Source organism: Pseudomonas sp. A (assembly GCF_056270345.1).
Genome location: NZ_CM149873.1, coordinates 183,023 through 202,540, shown reverse-complemented (window position 1 = coordinate 202,540; position 19,518 = coordinate 183,023). Strand labels below are relative to the sequence as shown.

The window sequence follows — 19,518 nt, the reverse complement described above, 5'->3', positions numbered from 1 at the left end:
ACCCGCTCCCACAGGAGGTGAGGCGATCCCTGTGGGAGCGGGTTTACCCGCGAAGAGGGCGGTGAAGTCTAGAGTCATGTCTGTCTCTTAAAGATGAATCGACAAACCATCGGCCAACGACTGCCGATAGGCGCGCCAGGCCGGCACGCTGCCCATCAGCAGCGCCGCGCCTAGGATGATGGCCAGCAACGTCCACTCGTGGGCGCTCGGCCAGGCCAGTGGCAGGTATAGCCCATAGTTGGCCTGTACATAGCCTTGAGCCAGGGCGATGCCCGCATACAGCAACCCCAGCCCGGCGGCGATGCCCGCCAGCGCCAGGGCCAGTGCCTCGAGCACCAGTAGCCCGGCGATGTGCCAGGGACGGGCACCCACCGAACGCAGGATGGCCATCTCCCGGCGGCGCTCGTTGAGGCTGGTGAGAATGGCCGTGAGCATGCCGATCAGGCCGGTGAGCACGACGAACAGCGACACCACGAACAAGGCCTGCTCCGCCGTGCCCATCAGGCTCCACAGCTCCTGCAGGGCCACGCCGGGCAGGATCGCCAGCAGCGGTTCGGCACGGTACTCGTTGATCTCGCGCTGCAGGCTGAAGGTGGCGATCTTGCTGTTGAGCCCGAGCATGAAGGCGGTGATTGCTGCGGGCTGCAGGTCCATGGTTCGAGCCTGCTCGGCGCTGATACGCCCGGCACCACGGGCCGGCACGCCGTTGTGCCAGTCGATGTGGATCGCCTCCATGCCGGCCAGGCTGATGTGCAGGGTGCGGTCCACCGGGGTGCCGGTGCGCTCGAGCACGCCGACCACGGTGAACGGCTTGTCGTCATGCTTGACCAGGCTGATGGCGGCTACACCATGCGCCAGCACCAGCTTGTCGCCGAGCTTGTAGTGCAGCGCCTGGGCCACTTCGGCGCCAAGCACCACCTCGAACGGATCGTCGGCGAATGCCCGGCCCTGGTCGAGTGCCAGGTGCTGGCGGCGGCCGAACTGGTAATGGCTGAAGTAGTCGGTGGTGGTGCCCATCACCCGGTAGCCACGGTGCGAGTCGCCCAGGGAGATCGGGATGGCCCATTTCACCCGCGGGTCGCTGGCGTAGTGCTGGTAGCTGTCCCAGCGGATGTTATTGGTGGCGTTGCCGATGCGGAACACCGAGTACAGCAGCAGGTTCACCGACCCCGAGCGGGCGCCGACGATCAGGTCGGTACCGCTGATGGTGCTGGCGAAGCTGGCGCGGGCCTCGGTGCGCACCCGCTCGACGGCCAGCAGCAGGCACACCGACAAGGCGATGGCGAACGCGGTGAGCAGGGCGGTGAAGCGGCGGTTGGCCAGGCTGGCCAAGGCAAGGCGAAGCAGGTACATCAGGCCTCCCGGGGCTTGGCGGCGCGGTTGAGCTCGGCCAGGGACAGGTGCCGGTCGAACAGCGGCGCCAGGCTCTGATCATGGCTGACGAACAGCAGGCTGGCGCCGGCGTCGCGGCATTCGTCGAACAGCAGGCGGATGAAGGCCTCGCGGGTGTCGGCGTCGAGGGCCGAGGTGGGCTCGTCGGCGATCACCAATTCGGGCTGGCCGATCAGCGCCCGTGCCGCGGCGACCCGCTGCTGCTGGCCGATCGACAGGCTGTCGGCGCGGCGGGCGAGCAGGGCCGGGTCGTCCAGGCCCAGGTGGGCGAGCAATCGGGCGGCGGCCTGGTCGATGCTGCCATGGCGCTGGGCGGCGCGGGCCGCGCGGCTTTTCGAGAAGCGGCAGGGCAGCTCGACATTCTCTCGCACCGACAGGAATGGCAGCAGGTTGAACTGCTGGAAGATATAGCCGGTGTGATCGACCCGGAAGCGGTCGCGCGCGCCCTGGCCCAGGGTCGCGAGGTCCTGGCCAAGCAGGCGGATGCTGCCTTGCCCGGGGCGGTTGACGCCACCCAGCAGGCCGAGCAGGGTGGTCTTGCCGCTGCCGCTGGGGCCCTTGAGGAACAGCGCTTCGCCGGGCTCCAGACGAAAGGCCGGGATTTCCAGCAGCGGCGCCTGGCCGGGCCAGGCGAACACCAGGTCATGCAGTTCGATCAGCGGCTGGTTCATTCAGAACGCGACCACGGCCTTGGCGGGGGTGGCCTCGACGCCTTTCTGGCCGTTGCGGCCGATCAGTTGCACGTTGATCTTCTGGGTCTGCGGGAAGGTCTTGAACAGCGGGCCGAGGTCGATCTGGGTGAGTTTGCCCGGGGTGGCGCAGGTCAGCTGATAGTGGGCGTTGACGTCGGCGTGCGCGTGACCGTGTTCATGGCTGTCGCCATCCTCGTCGGCGTCACCGAACAGCGGGCTTTCCAGCTCCTGGGCGTCTTCCTTGCAACCGGCGGCCTGTGCAATGCCGAACAGTTTCAGGGGCTGTTCGAGCTGTTGGCGGGCGGCGGCGACCTTGGCCTTGTCGGCATCGCTGCTGGCCACGTGCTCGAAACCGACCAGGTTCATCGCCGGGCTGTCCAGTTCCAGTTCGAGGGTGTTGCCGTCGAGCACCGCGTTGAGCTTGGCCACGCCATGCTCGTGGGTGCCCAGGGTGCCATGGGCGTGGTCATGTTCATGGTCGTCGTGGGCATGGGCCACGGCCAGGGGTAGCAGGGCGAAGGGCAGGGCGAGCAACAGACGACGCATGGACGGCTCCACAGGCGGCTTGGAATGAATTTGTGATGTTATAACAATTTGCATTTGCGCCGCCAGCCTGCCTGGCACAGGTTTCATGTTCGTGGGAGCATGGCGTAATCGAGCCTGGAAACAAGGAAATAATCGTGAGAATTCGTGGACAGATCGGCGAGTGGCCGGTGGACCTGACTGTCGAGCTGGAGCCGCATGAATGGGCGCAGCTGGGGCGTAGGATGGATGTCCAGGCCCCGGTGGAAGCTGCGCCGGTCAGCGCCAGCCCCGTACCCCGACAGGATGACGGACAGTGGGCGGCGGTGCGTGAAGTGCTGCGTCAGGCGGGGCAGATGGGTGGTCCGGAGCTGCTGGAGCGTCTGGAAGGTTTGGCCGGAAGCGTGGCGGCAGGCAAGCGGCTGCTGGTGCGCTTGCGCCACAGCAGTGAGGTGAAGGTGGAAAGCGGCGTGGATGCGCCGGTGTATCGCTGGGTAGGATGAGGGGTCGCTTTGCGACCCTTTCGCGGCACAAGGCCGCTCCTACAGGGGCGCGCGCTCGTCTGTAGGAGCGGCCTGGTGCCGCGAAAGGGCTGCAAAGCAGCCCCAACAAACTCAGAACAGCGCAGCGGACAGCTTGCGGCGATACACGCTGACCAGCGGGTGAGCGTTGCCCAGCAATTCGAACACCTGCAGCAGCGCCTTCTGCGGCAAGCCGTTCTCGTAGGCGCGGTTGCGCTGGAACAGCTTCAGCAGCCCGTCCATCGCGGCCTCGTACTGCTGGCGCGCCAACTGCTGGATGCACAGCTGGTAGGCTGCTTCGTCGTCCTGCGGATTCTGCGCCAGGCGACTCTTCAGCTCGGCGGCTTCCGGCAGGCTGGCGGCCTGGCGCAGGAAGGTCAGCTGGGCCTTGGCGCCGGCCAGGGCGGCCTTGTGCTCGTCGGTCTTGACCGCGTCGAGCACCACCTGGGCCTCGCCCAGCTCGCCGCGCTCGGCCAGGCAGCGGGCATAGAGGATCAGCGCCTCGGCATTGCTGTTGTCTTCACCCAGCAGCACCTGCAGCAGTGCCTCGGCTTCGCTGAAACGGCTTTCGGCGAACAGCGCCTTGGCCTGCTCCAGCGGCGCGGCGGCGGGCGGCGCGGGCATCTGCACATGGGGTTCTAGCATGGCGCGGATGGCCGACTCGGGCTGGGCGCCGGCGAAACCGTCGACCGGCTGGCCGTCCTTGAACAGCACCACGGTCGGCAGGCTGCGGATGCCGAACTGGGCGACGACCTGCTGCTCGATGTCGCAGTTGATCTTGGCCAGCAGCAGTTCGCCCTGATAACCCTCGGTGATCTTTGCCAGCAACGGCATCAGCGCCTTGCACGGCGCGCACCACTCGGCCCAGAAGTCGACCAGCACCGGCTTGTGGAAGGAGTTCTCGATGACCAGTTGCTGGAAGGTGGCATCGGTGGCATCGAAGATGTACGGCACATCTTTGTTATCAGGAGCTTGGCTCATCGCAACTCTCGCAAATCCGTGAATACCCCCACTATAAGGGCTCGCGGCTGGCATGGTACAGGCTGACCCGGCGGAATTCGTGCGGCTCGGCCAGATCCGGCAGGGTCAGCGCCTCGAGCACGCCGAGCGGGCGGTACAGCGGGTGGCTGAAGTCGCGCACCCGCGAGTCGGCCACTAGCGCCTGGCGACCACGGCTGAGGAACTCGTCCAGCAGCGGCAGGTTGGCGCGGTCGTAGAGCACATCGGCGACCAGAATCAGGTCGAAGCGGTCGGCCTCGGCGAAGAAATCGCTGCTGTAGCTCAGCGTCACACCGTTCAGCGCGGCGTTGGCGCGACAGGCGTCCAAGGCCAGCGGGTCGAGGTCGCAGGCCACCACCTCCAGGGCGCCGGCCCGGGCTGCGGCGATCCCGGCGATGCCGGAACCGGCGCCGAAATCCAGCACGCGCTTGCCGCGCACCCATTGCGGGTGCTCGGCCAGGTAGCGCGCCATGGCCAGGCCGCTGGCCCAGCAGAAGCTCCAGTAGGGCGGCTCCTCGAGAATGCGCCGGGTTTCCTCGCGGGTGAATTCGCGGTCCATGTTCTGGTCGTCGATCAACCAGAGTTTCAGCTCGCACCCGGGCAGTTCGCTGACGATCAGCCGCGCTTCGCCGATCAGGCCGCTCAGGGCCTGTTGCAGGATTGCCGGGGCCATCTAGGGTGCCTTTTCGAAACGCAGCGGGCCGGTGGCCTGGGTCTGGGCCTGGGCGATGCGTACCGGCGGCAGGTGCAGGATCAGCTGGCCGGAGCGGCTGGCGCGACCGCGCAGTTCGACGCGGGCTCCGGCGGGGAAGGCTTCGGGGTTGAAGCGCAGGCGGTAGGGCAGGGCCTGGCCAGTGCCGCTCAGGGTGCTGCTGGCCAGCAGTTGCTGTGGTCGGCCGCGCTCGTCGATCACCAGCAGGGCCAGCTCCACGTCGGCGCCCGCCGGGATTTCCAGCAGGGTGCCGCTCAGCTCGCGCTGGTAGGCCGGCAGCGGGCCCAGGGGTTCGGTTTTCTTGGCCACCTTGGCCGGCACAGGGGCAGGGGCCTGTTCCGGCTTGGGGCGGTCGCTGCCGCAGGCGGCGAGCAGGGCGGCGCAACACAGCACGACGAGCGCTCGAGGGTGCATGGGGTAGTCCTTCACGGGCAGATTTGCATGGATGGTAAACCCTTTGGCTTGTCTTGCCAGTGCAATGCGCTACCATGGCCCTCCCTTTTTTTGTTGCCTGCCACCATGCACTGTCCGTTTTGCGGTGCCAACGACACCAAGGTCATCGACTCGCGTCTGGTCGCCGAGGGCGAACAGGTGCGTCGTCGGCGCGAATGCGTCGCCTGCGGCGAGCGCTTCACCACCTTCGAAACCGCCGAGCTGGTCCTGCCCCGGCTGATCAAGCAGGACGGCACGCGCCAGCCCTTCGACGAAGACAAGCTGCGCGCCGGCATGCAGCGCGCGCTGGAAAAGCGCCCGGTCAGCGTCGAGCGACTGGAAGCGGCGCTGGCGCATATCAAGAGCCGCCTGCGCGCCACCGGCGAGCGCGAAGTGAAGTCACTGGTGGTCGGCGAGATGGTGATGGCCGAGCTGCGCAAGCTCGACGAAGTGGCCTACATCCGTTTCGCCTCGGTCTACCGGCGGTTCCAGGACCTCGACGAATTCCGCGAAGAAATCGACCGCCTGGCCCGCGAGCCGGCTAAAGAGTAAGCATGTCCAGCCAAGCCATTCTCGACGCCCACTACATGGCCCGGGCCGTGGAACTGGCCCGCAAGGGCCTGTACAGCACCCACCCCAACCCCCGCGTGGGTTGCGTGATCGTGCGTGACGGCGAGGTGGTCGGCGAAGGCTGGCATGCGCGCGCCGGCGAGCCGCACGCCGAGGTCCATGCCCTGCGCCAGGCCGGTGAGCGCGCCCGCAGCGCCTGCGCCTATGTCACCCTCGAGCCCTGCAGCCACCATGGCCGCACGCCGCCGTGCGCCGAGGCGCTGGTCAAGGCCGGGGTGGCGCGGGTGGTGGCGGCCATGCAGGACCCCAATCCGCAAGTGGCCGGCAATGGCCTGCAGCGGCTGCGCGAGGCCGGCATCGAAGTCGCCAGCGGTGTGCTCGAGGCCGAGGCTCGCGCGCTCAACCCGGGCTTTCTCAAGCGCATGGAGCAGGGCCTGCCGTTCGTGCGCGCCAAGCTGGCCATGAGCCTGGACGGCCGCACCGCAATGGCCAGCGGCGAAAGCCAATGGATCACCGGCCCTGCGGCGCGTGCCGCGGTGCAGCGCTTGCGCGCCTGCTCCAGCGTGGTGCTGACCAGCGCCGAGAGCGTGCTGTTCGACAACGCCCGCATGACCGTGCGTGGCGAGGAGCTGGGCCTGGATGACGCGCTCACCGCCCTGGCCCTGTCGCGCCCGCCGTTGCGCGTGCTGATCGACGGGCGCCTGCGTCTGCCGCTGGACGCGCCGTTCTTCCAGGCCGGCCCGGCACTGGTGGTGACCGCCGCCGGTGAAGACCCACGCTATGCGGCCGCCGGCCATGAACTGATCAACCTGCCCGGCAGCGAGGGGCGTGTCGACCTGCCGGCACTGCTGCGCACCCTGGCTGGGCGCGGGGTCAACGAAATCCTGCTGGAGGCCGGCGCCGGCCTGGTCGGCGCTTTCGCCCGCCAGGGCCTGGTCGACGAGTACCAGCTGTTCGTCGCCGGCACCTTCCTCGGCTCCGAAGCGCGCCCGTTGCTGGACTGGCCGCTGTCGAAAATGAGCGAGGCGCCGCGGCTGAAGATCACCGAAATGCGCGCGGTCGGCGATGACTGGCGAGTCACTGCCATCCCCCTGCCGCCCCCCGGCGTATAATGCCAGGCTTGCCTCGCGCAGCCCGTATCTAGGAGAACACCATGTTCACCGGCATCATCGAATCCATCGGCACCATCCGCAGCCTCACCCCCAAGGGCGGTGACGTGCGCGTCTACGTAGAGACCGGCAAGCTCGACCTGGGCGACGTCAAGCTTGGCGACAGCATCGCGGTCAACGGCGTGTGCCTGACCGCCGTCGAGCTGCCCGGCGACGGCTTCTGGGCCGACGTCAGCGTCGAGACCCTCAAGCGCACTGCCATGGTCGATCTCAAGAGCGGCAGCCGGGTCAACCTGGAAAAGGCCCTGACCCCCACCACCCGCCTGGGCGGCCACCTGGTCAGTGGCCACGTCGACGGCGTCGGCGAGATCGTCTCGCGCGCCGATAGCGCCCGCGCCATCCAGTTCCGCGTGCGCGCGCCCAAGGAGCTGGCCAAGTACATCGCCCACAAGGGCTCGATCACCGTCGACGGCACCAGCCTGACGGTCAACGAAGTCGATGGCGCCGAGTTCGAGCTGACCATCGTCCCGCACACCCTGTCCGAAACCATCATGGCCGACTACCGCGCAGGGCGTCGGGTGAACCTTGAGGTCGACCTGCTGGCCCGTTACCTGGAGCGTCTGCTGCTGGGCGACAAGGCCGCCGAGCCGAGCAAAGGCAGTGGCATCACCGAAAGCTTCCTGGCCGCCAACGGCTTCTTGAAATCCTGATTGAGAAGGGGGTGCCGCGTGGCGCTCAACAGCATCGAAGAACTGGTCGAAGACATCCGCCAGGGCAAAATGGTCATCCTCATGGATGACGAAGACCGCGAGAACGAAGGCGACATCATCATGGCGGCCGAGTGCTGCCTGCCCGAGCACATCAACTTCATGGCCAAGCACGCCCGCGGCCTGATCTGCATGCCGATGACCCGCGAGCGCTGCGAAACGCTCAAGCTGCCGCTGATGGCGCCGCGCAACGGCTCGGGCTTCGGCACCAAGTTCACCGTGTCGATCGAAGCCGCCGAAGGCGTCACCACCGGCATTTCCGCCGCCGACCGCGCCCGCACCGTGCAGGCCGCCGCCGCCAAGGACGCCAAGGCCGAGGACATCGTCAGCCCCGGTCATATCTTCCCGCTGATGGCCCAGCCCGGCGGCACCCTGGCCCGCGCCGGTCACACCGAGGCCGCCTGCGACCTGGCGCGCATGGCCGGCTTCGAGCCAAGCGGGGTGATCTGCGAAGTGATGAACGACGACGGCACCATGTCGCGCCGCGCCGAGCTGGAAGTGTTCGCCGCCGAGCACGGCCTGAAGATCGGCACCATCGCCGACCTGATCCACTACCGCATGATCCATGAGCGCACCGTGCAGCGCGTCTCCGAGCAACCGATCGAGAGCGAGCTGGGCCAGTTCAACCTGGTCACCTACCGCGACGCGGTGGAAGGCGATGTGCACATGGCCCTGACCCTCGGCAAGATCTGCGCCGAGGAGCCGACCCTGGTGCGCGTGCACAACATGGACCCGCTGCGCGACCTGCTGATGGTCAAGCAACCGGGCCGCTGGAGCCTGCGCGCGGCCATGAGCGCCGTGGCCGAGGCCGGCAGCGGCGTGGTGCTGCTGCTGGGCCACCCGCTGGACGGCGACGTGCTGCTGGCGCATATCCGCGAGAGCGCGGGCGATGCCCCGGCGAAAGCGCCGACCACCTACAGCACCGTCGGTGCCGGTTCGCAGATCCTGCGCGACCTCGGCGTGCGCAAGATGCGCCTGATGAGTTCGCCGATGAAGTTCAATGCGATATCCGGATTCGATCTGGAAGTTGTAGAATACGTGCCCTCCGAGTGACTTGAGGCGGCATTTTCGCCCCTGGACTCGAGTCCAAACCCTCCCGAGGCCGCCACAGCGCGGCCTCGCTCTTGAAGATGAGAACTCCGGAATGACCCTGAAGACCATCGAAGGTACCTTCATCGCCCCCAAAGGTCGCTATGCTTTGGTGGTTGGCCGCTTCAACAGCTTCGTCGTCGAAAGCCTGGTAAGCGGTGCAGTCGATGCCCTGGTACGCCACGGCGTCAGTGAAAGCGACATCACCATCATTCGTGCCCCGGGCGCGTTCGAAATCCCGCTGGTAGCGCAGAAAGTCGCCCAGCAGGGTGCTTATGACGCGATCATCGCCCTGGGCGCAGTAATCCGTGGCGGTACCCCGCACTTCGAATACGTGGCGGGCGAGTGCACCAAGGGCCTGGCCCAGGTGTCCATGGAGTTCGGTGTTCCGGTGGCCTTCGGCGTCCTGACCGTCGACTCCATCGAGCAGGCCATCGAGCGTTCCGGCACCAAGGCCGGCAACAAAGGTGCCGAAGCTGCCCTGTCGGCCCTGGAAATGGTCAGTCTGCTGGCGCAGTTGGAGGCCAAGTGATTAGCGACGAAAGCGATCGTTTCAACCCGCGCGATCCAAAACCTGCGGATGCCGGCAAGCCCTCGAAGAGCGCCAAGCGTCGCGAAGCCCGCAAGCTCGCCACGCAAGCCCTCTACCAGTGGCACATGGCCAAGCACTCGCTGAACGAAGTGGAAGCGCAGTTCCGGGTCGATAACGATTTCACCGATGTCGACGGCGCCTACTTCCGCGAGATCCTGCACGGGGTCCCGGCGAAGAAGGCCGAGATCGACGAGGCGCTCAAGCCTTGCCTGGACACGCCGCTGGAAGAGCTCGACCCGGTCGAGCTGGCCGTGCTGCGCCTGTCCACCTGGGAGTTCATGATGCGCGTCGACGTGCCGTACCGCGTCGTCATCAACGAAGGCGTGGAACTGGCGAAGGTCTTCGGCGCCACCGACGGCCACAAGTTCGTCAATGGCGTGCTGGACAAGCTGGCTCCGCGTCTGCGTGAGGCGGAAGTCAAGGCGAACAAGCGCTGATCGCGGCGCTGACCAGCCATGGGTGAGTTCGAGCTGATCCGTCACTACTTCGCCGCCGCGCCTTGTGCGCAGGGCGGCGAGGGCGTGGCCCTGGGGATCGGCGACGACTGCGCCCTGCTGGACCTGCCCGCCGGCGAGCAACTGGCGATCTCCACCGACACGCTGGTGGCCGCTGTGCATTTCCCCGCCGTCTGCGACCCGCTGCTGCTGGGCCAGCGCTCGCTCGCCGTGGCGGCCAGCGACCTGGCGGCCATGGGCGCCACGCCCATCGGCTTCACCCTCGCCCTGACCCTGCCCGAAGTCGGCCCGGACTGGCTTGAAGCCTTCGCCGATGGCCTCGGCCGCATGGCCCACCGTTGCCGCATGACCCTGATCGGCGGTGACACCACCCGTGGACCGCTGAGTATCACCGTGACCGTGTTCGGCCGGGTACCGGCGGGCCAGGCCCTGCGTCGCAGCGGCGCGCAGCCGGGCGACCTGCTGTGCGTCGGCGGTTTCCTGGGCAATGCGGCGGGGGCCTTGCCGCTGGTGCTGGGCGAGCGCGAGGCGGCTGCCGAGGTGGCCGGCCCGCTGCTGGAGCACTACTGGTCGCCCTTGCCCCAACTGCAACTGGGCGAGCGCCTGCGTGGCCTGGCCACGGCGGCACTGGATATCTCCGACGGCCTGCTGGCCGACTGCGGGCATATCGCCAAGGCGTCCGGCGTCGCGCTTGAGGTGAACCTGGCGCAGGTCCCCGTGTCTGCTCCTTTACAGGCTTTCCTGGGGCGCGAGGCGGCGGTGCAGGCGGCGCTCACTGGCGGCGACGACTACGTGCTGGCCTTCACCCTGCCGGAAAGCGCACTGACCTCCCTGGCCCGCGAGGTGCACGTCATCGGGCGTGTGCTGCAAGGCCAGGGTGTGACCCTGCGTGACCCGCAGGGCCAGGACATCACCCCCGTGCAGCGGGGCTATCAACATTTCAGGGAGACACCGTGACCGACCACCCCAACCAGGTGCCTGCGGAGTTCGTTCCGCCTTCGGTCTGGCGCAACCCGTGGCACTTCATCGCCTTCGGCTTCGGCTCCGGCACCCTGCCCAAGGCCCCCGGTACCTGGGGTTCGCTGGTGGCGCTGCCGTTCATCCCGCTGTGGCAGATGCTGCCCGACTGGGGCTACTGGCTGCTGCTGGGCATCAGCATGCTGTTCGGCGTGTGGCTGTGCGGCAAGGTGGCCAACGACTTGCGCGTGCACGACCACGAGGGCATTGTCTGGGACGAGATCGTCGGCATGTGGATCACCCTGTGGCTGGTGCCGGAAGGCTGGCAGTGGCTGCTGGCGGGGTTCCTGATGTTCCGCTTCTTCGACATCCTCAAGCCGTGGCCGATCCGCTGGGTCGACCGCCATGTGCATGGTGGGTTCGGGATCATGCTCGACGATATCCTGGCCGGCGTGTTCGCCTGGCTGGGCATGCAGGTTCTGGTGTGGGCGGTGGCCTGATACAGGGAGCGTTGCAATGGCCTTGAGGAGTGTGTTGCTGGCGTGGGTGCTGCTTTGCGCGGTGCCCGGCGTCATGGCGCAGGAACAGCAGGTGCGCCTGGTCAGCGAGGAGTGGCTCGACTACACCAACGCCGATGGCAGCGGGCTGGCCTGGGACGTGCTGCGCCAGGTGTTCGAGCCGGCCGGGGTCAAGGTCAAGGTGCTGAGCGCGCCGTACAGCCGCTCGGTCGGTTTGGTGAAACGGGGCGAGGCGGATGCCTGGGTCGGCTCGTACAAAGAAGAGAACGACGACAACCTCTATCCGCGCTGGCATTTCGACATGGACCATATCTACGCCCTTGGCCTGGCCGGCAAGCCGCAGCCCACGCTGGACACCATCGGCCAGTACCGCCTGGCCTGGGTGCGTGGCTATGACTACGCCAGCTACCTGCCCAAGGTGCACAACTTCCGCGAGGTCCAGCGCCGTGAAGGGATCCTGCCCATGCTTGAGCATGACCGGGTGGACTTCTACGTCGATGCGCAGACCGAGGTCGAATATGTGCTCGGACAGGCGCCCGAGCCCCAGCGTTTTCGCAGCACCCACGTTGCCGAGCTGCCGCTGTACCTGGCGTTTACCCGCAGTGCGCAGGGCGAGGCCTTGCGCGACCTGTTCGACCGGCGCATGGCGCAACTGGTGCACAGCGGTGAGTTGAAGCCGATCTTCGAGCGCTGGAAGCAGCCGTATCCGTTCACTGCGGATAGCCAGCCGCATTAGGCTCATGTCGCTGTTCTTGTAGGAGCGGCCTTGTGCCGCGATGGGCTGCGTAGCGGCCCCAGCAATTTCGATGGTGGCTCGGAATCTGGGGCCGCTGCGCGCCCCTTTCGCGGCACAAGGCCGCTCCTACAGGATTTGGTCCTTGTTCCATAAGCATCGAACATTTCGATCTTAAGCCACCATATTCCTCCTGCGCACCTGCGCCGGGCTGCTGATACAATCGGCCGATCTGAAAAATCCTACTATCCAGGAGCACAACGTGCCCGTCGTCTTTGTTGCCGCCTCTAAACTCCCGACGCCCTTTGCGATCTTCACCATGCATGGCTTCCTCGACGAAGCCACTGGCCGCGAGCATGTGGTGCTCAGCCTGGGTGACATCGCGGACGGCGAGCCGGTGCTGGGGCGCCTGCACTCCGAGTGCCTGACTGGCGATGCCCTGTTCAGCCAGCGCTGCGACTGCGGCTCGCAACTTGAAGCCGCGCTGCAGGCCATCGCCCGCGAAGGCCGTGGCGTGCTGCTGTACCTGCGTCAGGAAGGCCGTGGCATTGGCCTGCTGAACAAGATCCGCGCCTACGAGCTGCAGGATGGCGGCGCCGACACTGTCGAGGCCAACGAGCGCCTGGGCTTCGCCGCCGACCAGCGTGACTACGCCATGTGCCTGCCGATGCTCGAACACCTGGGCGTGAAATCGCTGCGTCTGATGACCAACAACCCGCGCAAGGTCAAGGCCCTGACCGACATGAGCATCAAGGTTGCCGAGCGCGTGCCGCTGCACACCGGTCACAACCCGCACAACCGCCTGTACCTGGCCACCAAGGCCGACAAGCTTGGCCACATGATGGGCAACAAGCACCAGGGCGAGGTGCCACAGGCGTGACCCGCGGCGAGGTGAAGCGGCGGCTGGCCCTGGCCTGGTGGCAGTACCTGGCCATGGGGTTGTTGCCGTTGCCGATAATGGCCTGGGCGTTCGGCGGCGGTGAGCCGCTGATCCCGGTGCTGGCCATGCCCTTGTTCATCGCCGGGGCCGCGACCATGTTCCTCAGCCTGCCGCGCTTCGGCGCCTACAAGCGGGCATTGATCGCCACCGACAAGCAGCTGGGCACGCCGGACGAACCCGCTGCCTGGATCGAGTTGGCGCGGGTTCGACGCCTGGCCATGCTGTTCGCCTGCTTCCCGGCCTGGGTCGCTGCACTGTCGGTGTTGGTCGGGCTGGAGGCCGTGCCGCAGATCCTCCTCGCCCTGTCTACTGTGGTGCTGCTGTACCTCTACCGTATTCCGCGCCAGCTCGGCTGATGCGGGCGCTTCTCGCCTCCTTCGCATTGCTGTGCCTCGGTACCCTGGCCGAGGCCGGGCCACGGGTGGTCAGCCTGGCGCCGTCGATGACCGAGATCGTCCTCGAGCTGGATGCTGATGACCTGCTGGTGGGCCTGCTGGATGCAGGCGAGCGTCCGCCCGGCCTTCAGGCCCTGCCCTCGGTCGGGCGCCATGGCCAGCTGGATATGGAGCGCTTGCTCAGCCTCAAGCCTGACCTTCTGCTGCTCTGGCCCGGCAGTGTCGCGCCAGCCCAGCGTGACCAGCTCAAGCGCCTGGGTATCGCCACGTTCAGTGGCGAGCCCGGCGACCTCGACCAGTTGATCGAGCAGATCGAAGCCATCGCCCGGCGCCTCGGGCGGGACGAGCAGGGTCGCGCCTATGCCGCCGGCCTGCGTGATCGACTGCAGGCGCTGCGCGAGCGCTACCGGCGCGACACGCCGCTGCGGGTGTTCTATCAGGTCTGGGACAAGCCGCTGTACACCTTGGGTGGACGCCAGGTGGTCAGCGATGCCTTGCGCGTCTGCGGGGCGCGCAATGTGTTCGACGACCTGACCCAGCCTGCGCCGCAGGTCAGCGTGGAGTCGGTGCTGTTGCGCGATCCCGAGGTGATCCTGGCGGGTGACGCGGCGCAGCTGGCCAGCTGGCGTAGCTGGCCGCAGTTGAGCGCCGTTAAGGGGGAGCGCTTGCTGGTGGTGCCGGACAAGGGACTGGAGCGGCCCAGCGGGCAGATGATCGAGGCTACCGCCCGGTTGTGTGCGCTGCTGGAGGCTAGAGGGTCGGTGTCCAGGTAAGGCTCAGCAGCCAGGTGCGGCCTTCTTCGCGATAGCCGTACTGGCTGTCGTCGAAGCTGTACAGGGCACGGCTGTAGTGCTTGTCCAGCAGGTTGTCGAGTTTCAGTTCCAGCCGAACCTCGTCGGTCGCGGCCCAGCCTCCACGCAATCCAAGCAGGCCGTAGCCACCCAGCGCATTGCGATTGGCCTCGTCATCGTAGCTGCCGCTCACTGCCTGCCAGCTACCGCCCAGGCTGAACCGTTCGAATTGTCGATCCAGATCCAGGCTCAAGGTCCGTCGGGCGCGGCGGGCGAGGGTGTGCCCGCTATCGCGATCGCGAGGGTCGATCAAGGCCAGGCCCAGTTGGCTGTGCCATGCGCCCCACTGCTGCTCCAGGCCCAGCTCAAAGCCGTTGATCCGGGCCGATGCCACGTTACGGGGGATGGAGCCTGCGCCGAAGATGATCGCGTCACGCAGGTCGGTGCGGTACAGCGAGGCCTCCAGGCGGCTTTCCTTGCTCAGTTGGCTGCGCCACTGCAACTCGTAGCTTTTCGAGCGCTCGGGGTCGAGGTTCGGGTTGCTGTACTGGGGGTAGTACAGATCGTTGAACGTCGGTGCGCGGAAACCTTCGCTGTAGGACAGCAACACATCGTTGTCGACATTGACCGGTACCGTGACGCTGCCGCTCCAGGTGGTCTGGCCGCCGAACTGCTGGTTCTGGTCGCGGCGCAGGCCCAATTCGGTGGAAAAGTGTTCACCGGTGAAGCGATGCTGGATGAACACAGCGCGATTGAAGCGGCTGTCCTCGGTGAAGTCGGTGCTGGCGTGGACGCGATCCTGATACCAGTCGGCCCCCGCCAGCAGGTTGTTGCGCTCATCCACGACGAAGTCGTTCTGCCAGGTCACCTGGTCGCGATAGGTGTTGAACACGAAGCGCTCATTGCTGAGCTTGTCGCGTTTGTCGTCGCGATTTTCGCTGTGACCCAACTCCAGGCGCGAATGCCAGGCCTCGGTGAGCTGGGCGTCCAAGTAAGTGCCCAGGCTGCTGACCGTGAAATCGGTATAGGGCTTTTGGCCGAAGCTCTGGAAAGTGGCCATGTCGAAGCGGCCAAAGGGATTGTCGTACTCGCTGCGTCCTCGGCTGTCGAGCAGGTTCAGGCCGGCTTCGTAACGTTCATTGAAGGCATGGCTCAGGCTGAGGTTGAATGAACGGTTGCGATAGGCGTCATGGTCGCCATCGCTGGCATACGACGGTCCGGTCGAATCGATGCCGGCGGTTTCGTCCAGGCTGGCGCCGAGGTTGAAGCGGGTCGCGCCATCACCGCCCGACAGCCCCAGGCTGCGTTGCCAGGTCTGATTGCTGCCGGCGGCCAGGCGCAGGCGCGGTTGCAGGCCCTGGCCGTCACCACGGCGGGTGAAGATCTGGATCACCCCGCCAATGGCGTCGCTGCCGTAGATCGCTGAGCGCGAGCCGCGCAGCACTTCCACACGTTCGATCTGGTCGATGCCGAGGAACTGCAGGCCGCTGTCGCCAGAGGTGGCATTGGCAATGCGCACGCCGTCGACCAGCACCAGGGTCTGGGCGGCCTTGGTGCCGCGGATGAAGATGCCGGGCAGGCTGCCGCGACCGCCGGTGGGCGCCACCTGCACGCCGGGGACGCGGTTGAGCAGGTCGGTGACGCCGCTCGGTTGCAGGCGATCGATATCGGCACGGGTGAACACCGTGTTGGCGGCGCTGGTGGCGGTGCGTGACTCGACCTGGCGGCTGGCGCTGATCAGTACGTCGGGGAGTTTCAGGGCGTCATCGCGCTCGGCGGCCAGCAGGAATGTAGGGGCGCAGAGGAGTGCGGCACAGGCGGATTTTTTCATGGGCAGTTCCATCGCATTCGCGGGTAAACCCGCTCCCACAGGATCTCCACAGACCTTGAATACTGTGCAGTCCCTGTGGGAGCGGGTTTACCCGCGAAAGGGCCCTAGAGGCCGAGCTTGGCCATCCGGGCTTTGACGGAGGCTTCGATACCGGCCGCATCCAACCCACATTCAGCCAGCATCTGCGCAGGCTTGGCATGCTCGACATAGATATCCGGCAGGCCCAGGTGCAGCAGCGGCTTGACCACGCCCTCGCGGGCCAGGAACTCGCCGACGGCGGCGCCGGCACCACCCATGATGGCGTTCTCCTCGATGGTCACCAGCAGCTCATGGCTGGCGGCCATCTCCAGCACCAGCGCCTCGTCCAGCGGCTTGACGAAACGCATGTCGACCACGCTGGCGTCGATCTGCTCGGCCACCTGCAAGGCTTCGGTCAGTTGCACGCCGAACACCAGCAGGGCGACCTTGCCGCCCTGGCGGCGGATCACGCCCTTGCCGATCTCCAGTGGTTCCAGGTCGCCGCTGATCGGCGCGTTGGGGCCGGTGCCGCGCGGGTAGCGCACGGCGGCCGGGCCCTTGTAGTGGTGGCCGGTGCTGAGCATCTTGCGCAGCTCGTTCTCGTCGCTCGGGGTCATCACCAGCATGCCGGGGATGCAGCGCAGGTACGAGAGGTCGTAGGCGCCGGCGTGGGTCGGGCCGTCCTCGCCGACCAGGCCGGCGCGGTCGATGGCGAACAGCACATCGAGGTCCTGCACCGCCACGTCGTGGATCAGCTGGTCATAGGCGCGCTGCAGGAAGGTCGAGTAGATCGCCACCACCGGCTTGGCGCCCTCGCAGGCCATGCCCGCGGCAAAGGTCACCGCGTGCTGTTCGGCGATGGCGACGTCGAAGTAGCGCTCGGGATAGCGTTCGCTGAAGTCGATCAGGTCCGAGCCTTCCTTCATTGCCGGGGTGATGCCCACCAGGCGGTTGTCGGCGGCGGCCATGTCGCACAGCCACTGGCCGAACACCGAGGCGTATTTTGGCCCGCTGGCTTTTTTCGGCGCGACCGGCTTGTCGGCCGGCTCCAGCTTGGTGATCGCGTGGTAGCCGATCGGATCGACCTCGGCCGGGGCGAAGCCCTTGCCCTTCTTGGTCACCACATGCAGGAACTGCGGGCCCTTGAGGTCGCGCATGTTGCGCAGGGTGGCGATCAGGGTCGGCAGGTCGTGGCCGTCGATCGGGCCGATGTAGTTCCAGCCCAGTTCCTCGAACAGGGTGCCGGGCACCAGCATGCCCTTGGCGTACTCTTCGGTACGACGGGCGATCTCCCAGGCCCCGGGCAGGCGTGACAGCACTTTCTTGCTGCCTTCGCGCATGCTGGCGTAGGTGCGGCTGGAGAGGATCTTGGCCAGGTAGTTGGACAGGCCGCCGACGTTGCGCGAGATCGACATGTCGTTGTCGTTGAGGATGACCAGCATGTTGGCATCCACTTCCTGCGCGTGGTTCAGCGCCTCGAAGGCCATGCCGGCGGTCAGCGCGCCGTCGCCGATCACGGCGATCGACTTGCGCGGATCGTTCTGCAGGCGGGCGGCGATGGCCATGCCCAGCGCGGCGCTGATCGAGGTGCTGGAATGACCGACGCCGAAGGTGTCGTACTCGCTCTCGCTGCGGCGCGGGAAGGCGGCGATGCCGTCCTTCTGGCGCAGGCTGAGCATGCGCTCGCGGCGGCCGGTGAGGATCTTGTGCGGGTAGGCCTGGTGGCCGACGTCCCACACCAGCCGGTCGTCCGGGGTGTCGAAGACGTAGTGCAGGGCGATCGTCAGTTCGATGACGCCCAGGCCCGCACCAAAATGCCCACCGGTCTGCCCCACGGTATAGAGCAGGTCCTGGCGCAGCTCGTCGGCCAGGGTCTCCAGGTCGGCTTCGGCCAGCCGGCGCAGGCCGGCGGGCGTGTCGGCGCGGTCCAGCAAAGGCGTGACCGGGCGTTCGCGGGGGATCTCTTGAAACGTCGTGGGCATCAGGCGTGTCGTTATAGGTGTGAAGACGCGGCAGTTTACCCCATTGTAGGAAAAGCTGCCCATTCGGACGGGTGTGCAGGAAGCTCAATGCAGCGCAGATCCTGTAGGAGCGGCCTCGTGCCGCGAAAGGGCCGCAAAGCGGCCCCAGGATTTCAGCGTTGACGCAAAGATTGCCGGGGCCGCTTTGCGGCCCTTTCGCGGCACGAGGCCGCTCCTACAGGGGGACTTAGTGACGGCGTTCGACGATGTAGCGGGCCAGCGCCCGCAACGGCTCGGCGTTGTCGCCAAAGCCTTGCAGCGCGGCCAGCGCCTGGTCGCGCAGCTCCACGGCATAGGCCTTGGCCGCCTCCAGCCCGAGCAGCGCCGGGTAGGTCGGCTTGTCGCGGGCGATGTCGGCGCCCTGGCGTTTGCCCAGGGTGGCGGTGTCGCTCTCCACGTCGAGGATGTCGTCCTGCACCTGGAACGCCAGGCCGATGGCCTGTGCATAAGTCTGCAGGGCATCGAGCTGGGTCTGATCGGCGCGGGCGCTGGCCAGGGCGCCGAGGCGCACGCTGGCTTCGATCAGCGCGCCGGTCTTGTGCCGGTGCATGTATTCCAGGGCTTGCTGGTCGAGCTTGACGCCCACCGAGCCCAGGTCGATGGCCTGGCCGCCGACCATGCCGGCGGGACCGGCGGCCTTGGCCAGGGTCTGGACCATCTGCAGGCGGATAGCGTCGGACTGCGGGCTCAGGCGTGGCTCGAGCAGGGCACTGAAGGCCAGGCTCTGCAGGCCGTCGCCGGCGAGGATCGCGCAGGCTTCGTCGAACGCCTTGTGGGTGGTGGGCTGGCCGCGACGCAGGTCATCGTCGTCCATCGCCGGCAGGTCGTCATGCACCAGCGAGTAGGCGTGGATCAGCTCCACCGCGCAGGCCGCGCCGTTGGCTTGCTCGGGCGGCACGCCGAAGGCTTCGCAGGCGGCATAGGCCAGCAATGGGCGCACGCGCTTGCCGCCGTTCATCACGCTGTAGCGCATGGCGGCGTAAAGGCGTTCGAGCTCCTTCGACGGTGCCTGGAACAGCGGTTCGAGGGCGGCATCGACCCGTGCCTGGGCGCTTTGCTGGTACTGGGCGATCATGCCTCGGGCTCCGCGTCGAACGGCTGGGCAGCCAGCTCGCCGTCACGCTCCAGCAGGATCTGCACCTTCTGCTCGGCCTGGGCCAGGGCGCCCTGGCAATCGCGGGTCAGGGCGATGCCCTGTTCGAAGGCGGCCAGCGACTCTTCCAGCGACAGTTCGCCGTTCTCCAGGCGCTCGACCAGGGCTTGCAGGTCGGCGAGGGATTGTTCGAAATCGATGGAGGTTTTTTTGCGGGCCATGGCGACTGTCTCGGTGGCGTTCAGAACGGCGCGACACTAGCAGAGCGGGGCAGGGGGAGCAAATTGCGTGGGCCTATCGTTCGTCGCATTTTGTTGCACTTGTCTGGCGCAAGCCATCTTGCAATCCGTCATGCAATCGAATTGTGGG

23 protein-coding genes are annotated in these 19,518 nt (G+C 66.9%); 13 read left to right on the top strand and 10 right to left on the bottom strand.

From position 1 onward, the window contains the following. Positions 1-87: 87 nt before the first annotated feature. Genes AC0MAZ_RS00880 through AC0MAZ_RS00870 form a run of 3 tightly spaced genes read right to left on the bottom strand, consistent with a single transcriptional unit; the run spans position 88 to position 2,630 of the window. The gene (locus tag AC0MAZ_RS00880) at positions 88-1,353 is read right to left on the bottom strand and encodes an ABC transporter permease (RefSeq protein ID WP_062361877.1); all 1,266 of its coding nucleotides are present in this window, start codon (positions 1,351-1,353) and stop codon (positions 88-90) included. After that, a complete protein-coding gene (locus AC0MAZ_RS00875; protein ID WP_232856664.1) occupies positions 1,353-2,063 on the bottom strand; it encodes an ABC transporter ATP-binding protein in 711 nt (236 codons plus the stop codon). Before AC0MAZ_RS00875 ends, AC0MAZ_RS00880 begins: the two co-directional genes overlap by 1 nt. Beyond that, positions 2,064-2,630: a DUF2796 domain-containing protein gene (locus AC0MAZ_RS00870; protein ID WP_475859844.1), complete on the bottom strand. Its 567-nt coding sequence runs from the start codon at positions 2,628-2,630 to the stop codon at positions 2,064-2,066. 134 nt (positions 2,631-2,764) lie between these two features. Here AC0MAZ_RS00870 and AC0MAZ_RS00865 point away from each other — a divergent pair, with 134 nt between their 5' ends. Beyond that, positions 2,765-3,109 (top strand): hypothetical protein, encoded by a 345-nt coding sequence (locus AC0MAZ_RS00865; protein ID WP_475859843.1) that lies wholly within the window; start codon positions 2,765-2,767, stop codon positions 3,107-3,109. Between the two features lie 111 nt (positions 3,110-3,220). On the opposite strand, the gene trxA is transcribed toward AC0MAZ_RS00865, so the two are convergent. From trxA to AC0MAZ_RS00850, 3 genes are read right to left on the bottom strand one after another with little or no spacing between them, the layout of a single operon-like run. Continuing rightward, positions 3,221-4,108 (bottom strand): thioredoxin, encoded by an 888-nt coding sequence (trxA, locus tag AC0MAZ_RS00860; protein ID WP_475859841.1) that lies wholly within the window; start codon positions 4,106-4,108, stop codon positions 3,221-3,223. A 31-nt stretch (positions 4,109-4,139) separates the two neighbouring features. Then, positions 4,140-4,799, bottom strand: a complete 660-nt coding sequence (locus AC0MAZ_RS00855) for a class I SAM-dependent methyltransferase (protein ID WP_475859840.1) — start codon at positions 4,797-4,799, stop codon at positions 4,140-4,142. Then, positions 4,800-5,252: a YbaY family lipoprotein gene (locus AC0MAZ_RS00850; RefSeq protein WP_028690274.1), complete on the bottom strand. Its 453-nt coding sequence runs from the start codon at positions 5,250-5,252 to the stop codon at positions 4,800-4,802. Positions 5,253-5,357: 105 nt separating this feature from the next. Between AC0MAZ_RS00850 and nrdR the strand changes: the two genes are divergently transcribed. The 12 genes from nrdR (at position 5,358) to AC0MAZ_RS00790 (ending at position 14,168) form a co-directional block, all read left to right on the top strand. Further along, on the top strand, positions 5,358-5,822 hold the full coding sequence (gene nrdR, locus AC0MAZ_RS00845) for a transcriptional regulator NrdR (RefSeq protein ID WP_009685710.1): 465 nt from the start codon (positions 5,358-5,360) through the stop codon (positions 5,820-5,822). A 2-nt stretch (positions 5,823-5,824) separates the two neighbouring features. Further along, positions 5,825-6,952, top strand: a complete 1,128-nt coding sequence (ribD, locus tag AC0MAZ_RS00840) for a bifunctional diaminohydroxyphosphoribosylaminopyrimidine deaminase/5-amino-6-(5-phosphoribosylamino)uracil reductase RibD (protein ID WP_475859837.1) — start codon at positions 5,825-5,827, stop codon at positions 6,950-6,952. Between the two features lie 41 nt (positions 6,953-6,993). Continuing rightward, on the top strand, positions 6,994-7,659 hold the full coding sequence (locus AC0MAZ_RS00835; RefSeq protein WP_050703585.1) for a riboflavin synthase: 666 nt from the start codon (positions 6,994-6,996) through the stop codon (positions 7,657-7,659). An 18-nt stretch (positions 7,660-7,677) separates the two neighbouring features. Continuing rightward, the gene (ribBA, locus tag AC0MAZ_RS00830) at positions 7,678-8,769 is read left to right on the top strand and encodes a bifunctional 3,4-dihydroxy-2-butanone-4-phosphate synthase/GTP cyclohydrolase II (RefSeq protein WP_050703586.1); all 1,092 of its coding nucleotides are present in this window, start codon (positions 7,678-7,680) and stop codon (positions 8,767-8,769) included. A gap of 91 nt (positions 8,770-8,860) precedes the next feature. Next, positions 8,861-9,337 carry a 6,7-dimethyl-8-ribityllumazine synthase gene (gene ribH / locus AC0MAZ_RS00825; RefSeq protein ID WP_003255395.1) on the top strand — a complete coding sequence of 159 codons (477 nt, stop codon included), beginning with the start codon at positions 8,861-8,863 and terminating at the stop codon, positions 9,335-9,337. Further along, positions 9,334-9,834 (top strand): transcription antitermination factor NusB, encoded by a 501-nt coding sequence (gene nusB, locus AC0MAZ_RS00820; protein ID WP_203650064.1) that lies wholly within the window; start codon positions 9,334-9,336, stop codon positions 9,832-9,834. The genes ribH and nusB overlap by 4 nt, the downstream gene beginning before the upstream one ends. An 18-nt stretch (positions 9,835-9,852) precedes the next feature. Then, a complete protein-coding gene (gene thiL, locus AC0MAZ_RS00815; RefSeq protein ID WP_203650066.1) occupies positions 9,853-10,809 on the top strand; it encodes a thiamine-phosphate kinase in 957 nt (318 codons plus the stop codon). Continuing rightward, positions 10,806-11,309, top strand: coding sequence for a phosphatidylglycerophosphatase A family protein (locus tag AC0MAZ_RS00810; RefSeq protein WP_023632630.1), 504 nt, complete (start codon positions 10,806-10,808; stop codon positions 11,307-11,309). The genes thiL and AC0MAZ_RS00810 overlap by 4 nt, the downstream gene beginning before the upstream one ends. A 16-nt stretch (positions 11,310-11,325) precedes the next feature. After that, positions 11,326-12,063 carry a substrate-binding periplasmic protein gene (locus AC0MAZ_RS00805; protein ID WP_475859834.1) on the top strand — a complete coding sequence of 246 codons (738 nt, stop codon included), beginning with the start codon at positions 11,326-11,328 and terminating at the stop codon, positions 12,061-12,063. 259 nt (positions 12,064-12,322) lie between these two features. Beyond that, positions 12,323-12,940, top strand: a complete 618-nt coding sequence (gene ribA / locus AC0MAZ_RS00800) for a GTP cyclohydrolase II (RefSeq protein WP_011531972.1) — start codon at positions 12,323-12,325, stop codon at positions 12,938-12,940. After that, positions 12,937-13,356 (top strand): MFS transporter, encoded by a 420-nt coding sequence (locus tag AC0MAZ_RS00795; protein WP_203650070.1) that lies wholly within the window; start codon positions 12,937-12,939, stop codon positions 13,354-13,356. Before ribA ends, AC0MAZ_RS00795 begins: the two co-directional genes overlap by 4 nt. Continuing rightward, on the top strand, positions 13,356-14,168 hold the full coding sequence (locus tag AC0MAZ_RS00790; protein WP_203650072.1) for a cobalamin-binding protein: 813 nt from the start codon (positions 13,356-13,358) through the stop codon (positions 14,166-14,168). The genes AC0MAZ_RS00795 and AC0MAZ_RS00790 overlap by 1 nt, the downstream gene beginning before the upstream one ends. On the opposite strand, the gene AC0MAZ_RS00785 is transcribed toward AC0MAZ_RS00790, so the two are convergent. The 4 genes from AC0MAZ_RS00785 to AC0MAZ_RS00770 form a co-directional block, all read right to left on the bottom strand. Next, on the bottom strand, positions 14,146-16,017 hold the full coding sequence (locus tag AC0MAZ_RS00785) for a TonB-dependent receptor domain-containing protein (protein WP_475859832.1): 1,872 nt from the start codon (positions 16,015-16,017) through the stop codon (positions 14,146-14,148). The two genes, AC0MAZ_RS00790 and AC0MAZ_RS00785, sit on opposite strands and share 23 nt — an antisense overlap. Before the next feature lie 104 nt (positions 16,018-16,121). After that, on the bottom strand, positions 16,122-18,017 hold the full coding sequence (dxs, locus tag AC0MAZ_RS00780) for a 1-deoxy-D-xylulose-5-phosphate synthase (RefSeq protein WP_234560574.1): 1,896 nt from the start codon (positions 18,015-18,017) through the stop codon (positions 16,122-16,124). A 226-nt stretch (positions 18,018-18,243) separates the two neighbouring features. Further along, positions 18,244-19,131 carry a (2E,6E)-farnesyl diphosphate synthase gene (gene ispA, locus AC0MAZ_RS00775; protein ID WP_475859830.1) on the bottom strand — a complete coding sequence of 296 codons (888 nt, stop codon included), beginning with the start codon at positions 19,129-19,131 and terminating at the stop codon, positions 18,244-18,246. Then, the gene (locus tag AC0MAZ_RS00770; protein WP_028690287.1) at positions 19,128-19,370 is read right to left on the bottom strand and encodes an exodeoxyribonuclease VII small subunit; all 243 of its coding nucleotides are present in this window, start codon (positions 19,368-19,370) and stop codon (positions 19,128-19,130) included. Before AC0MAZ_RS00770 ends, ispA begins: the two co-directional genes overlap by 4 nt. Between the last annotated feature and the right edge of the window lie 148 nt (positions 19,371-19,518).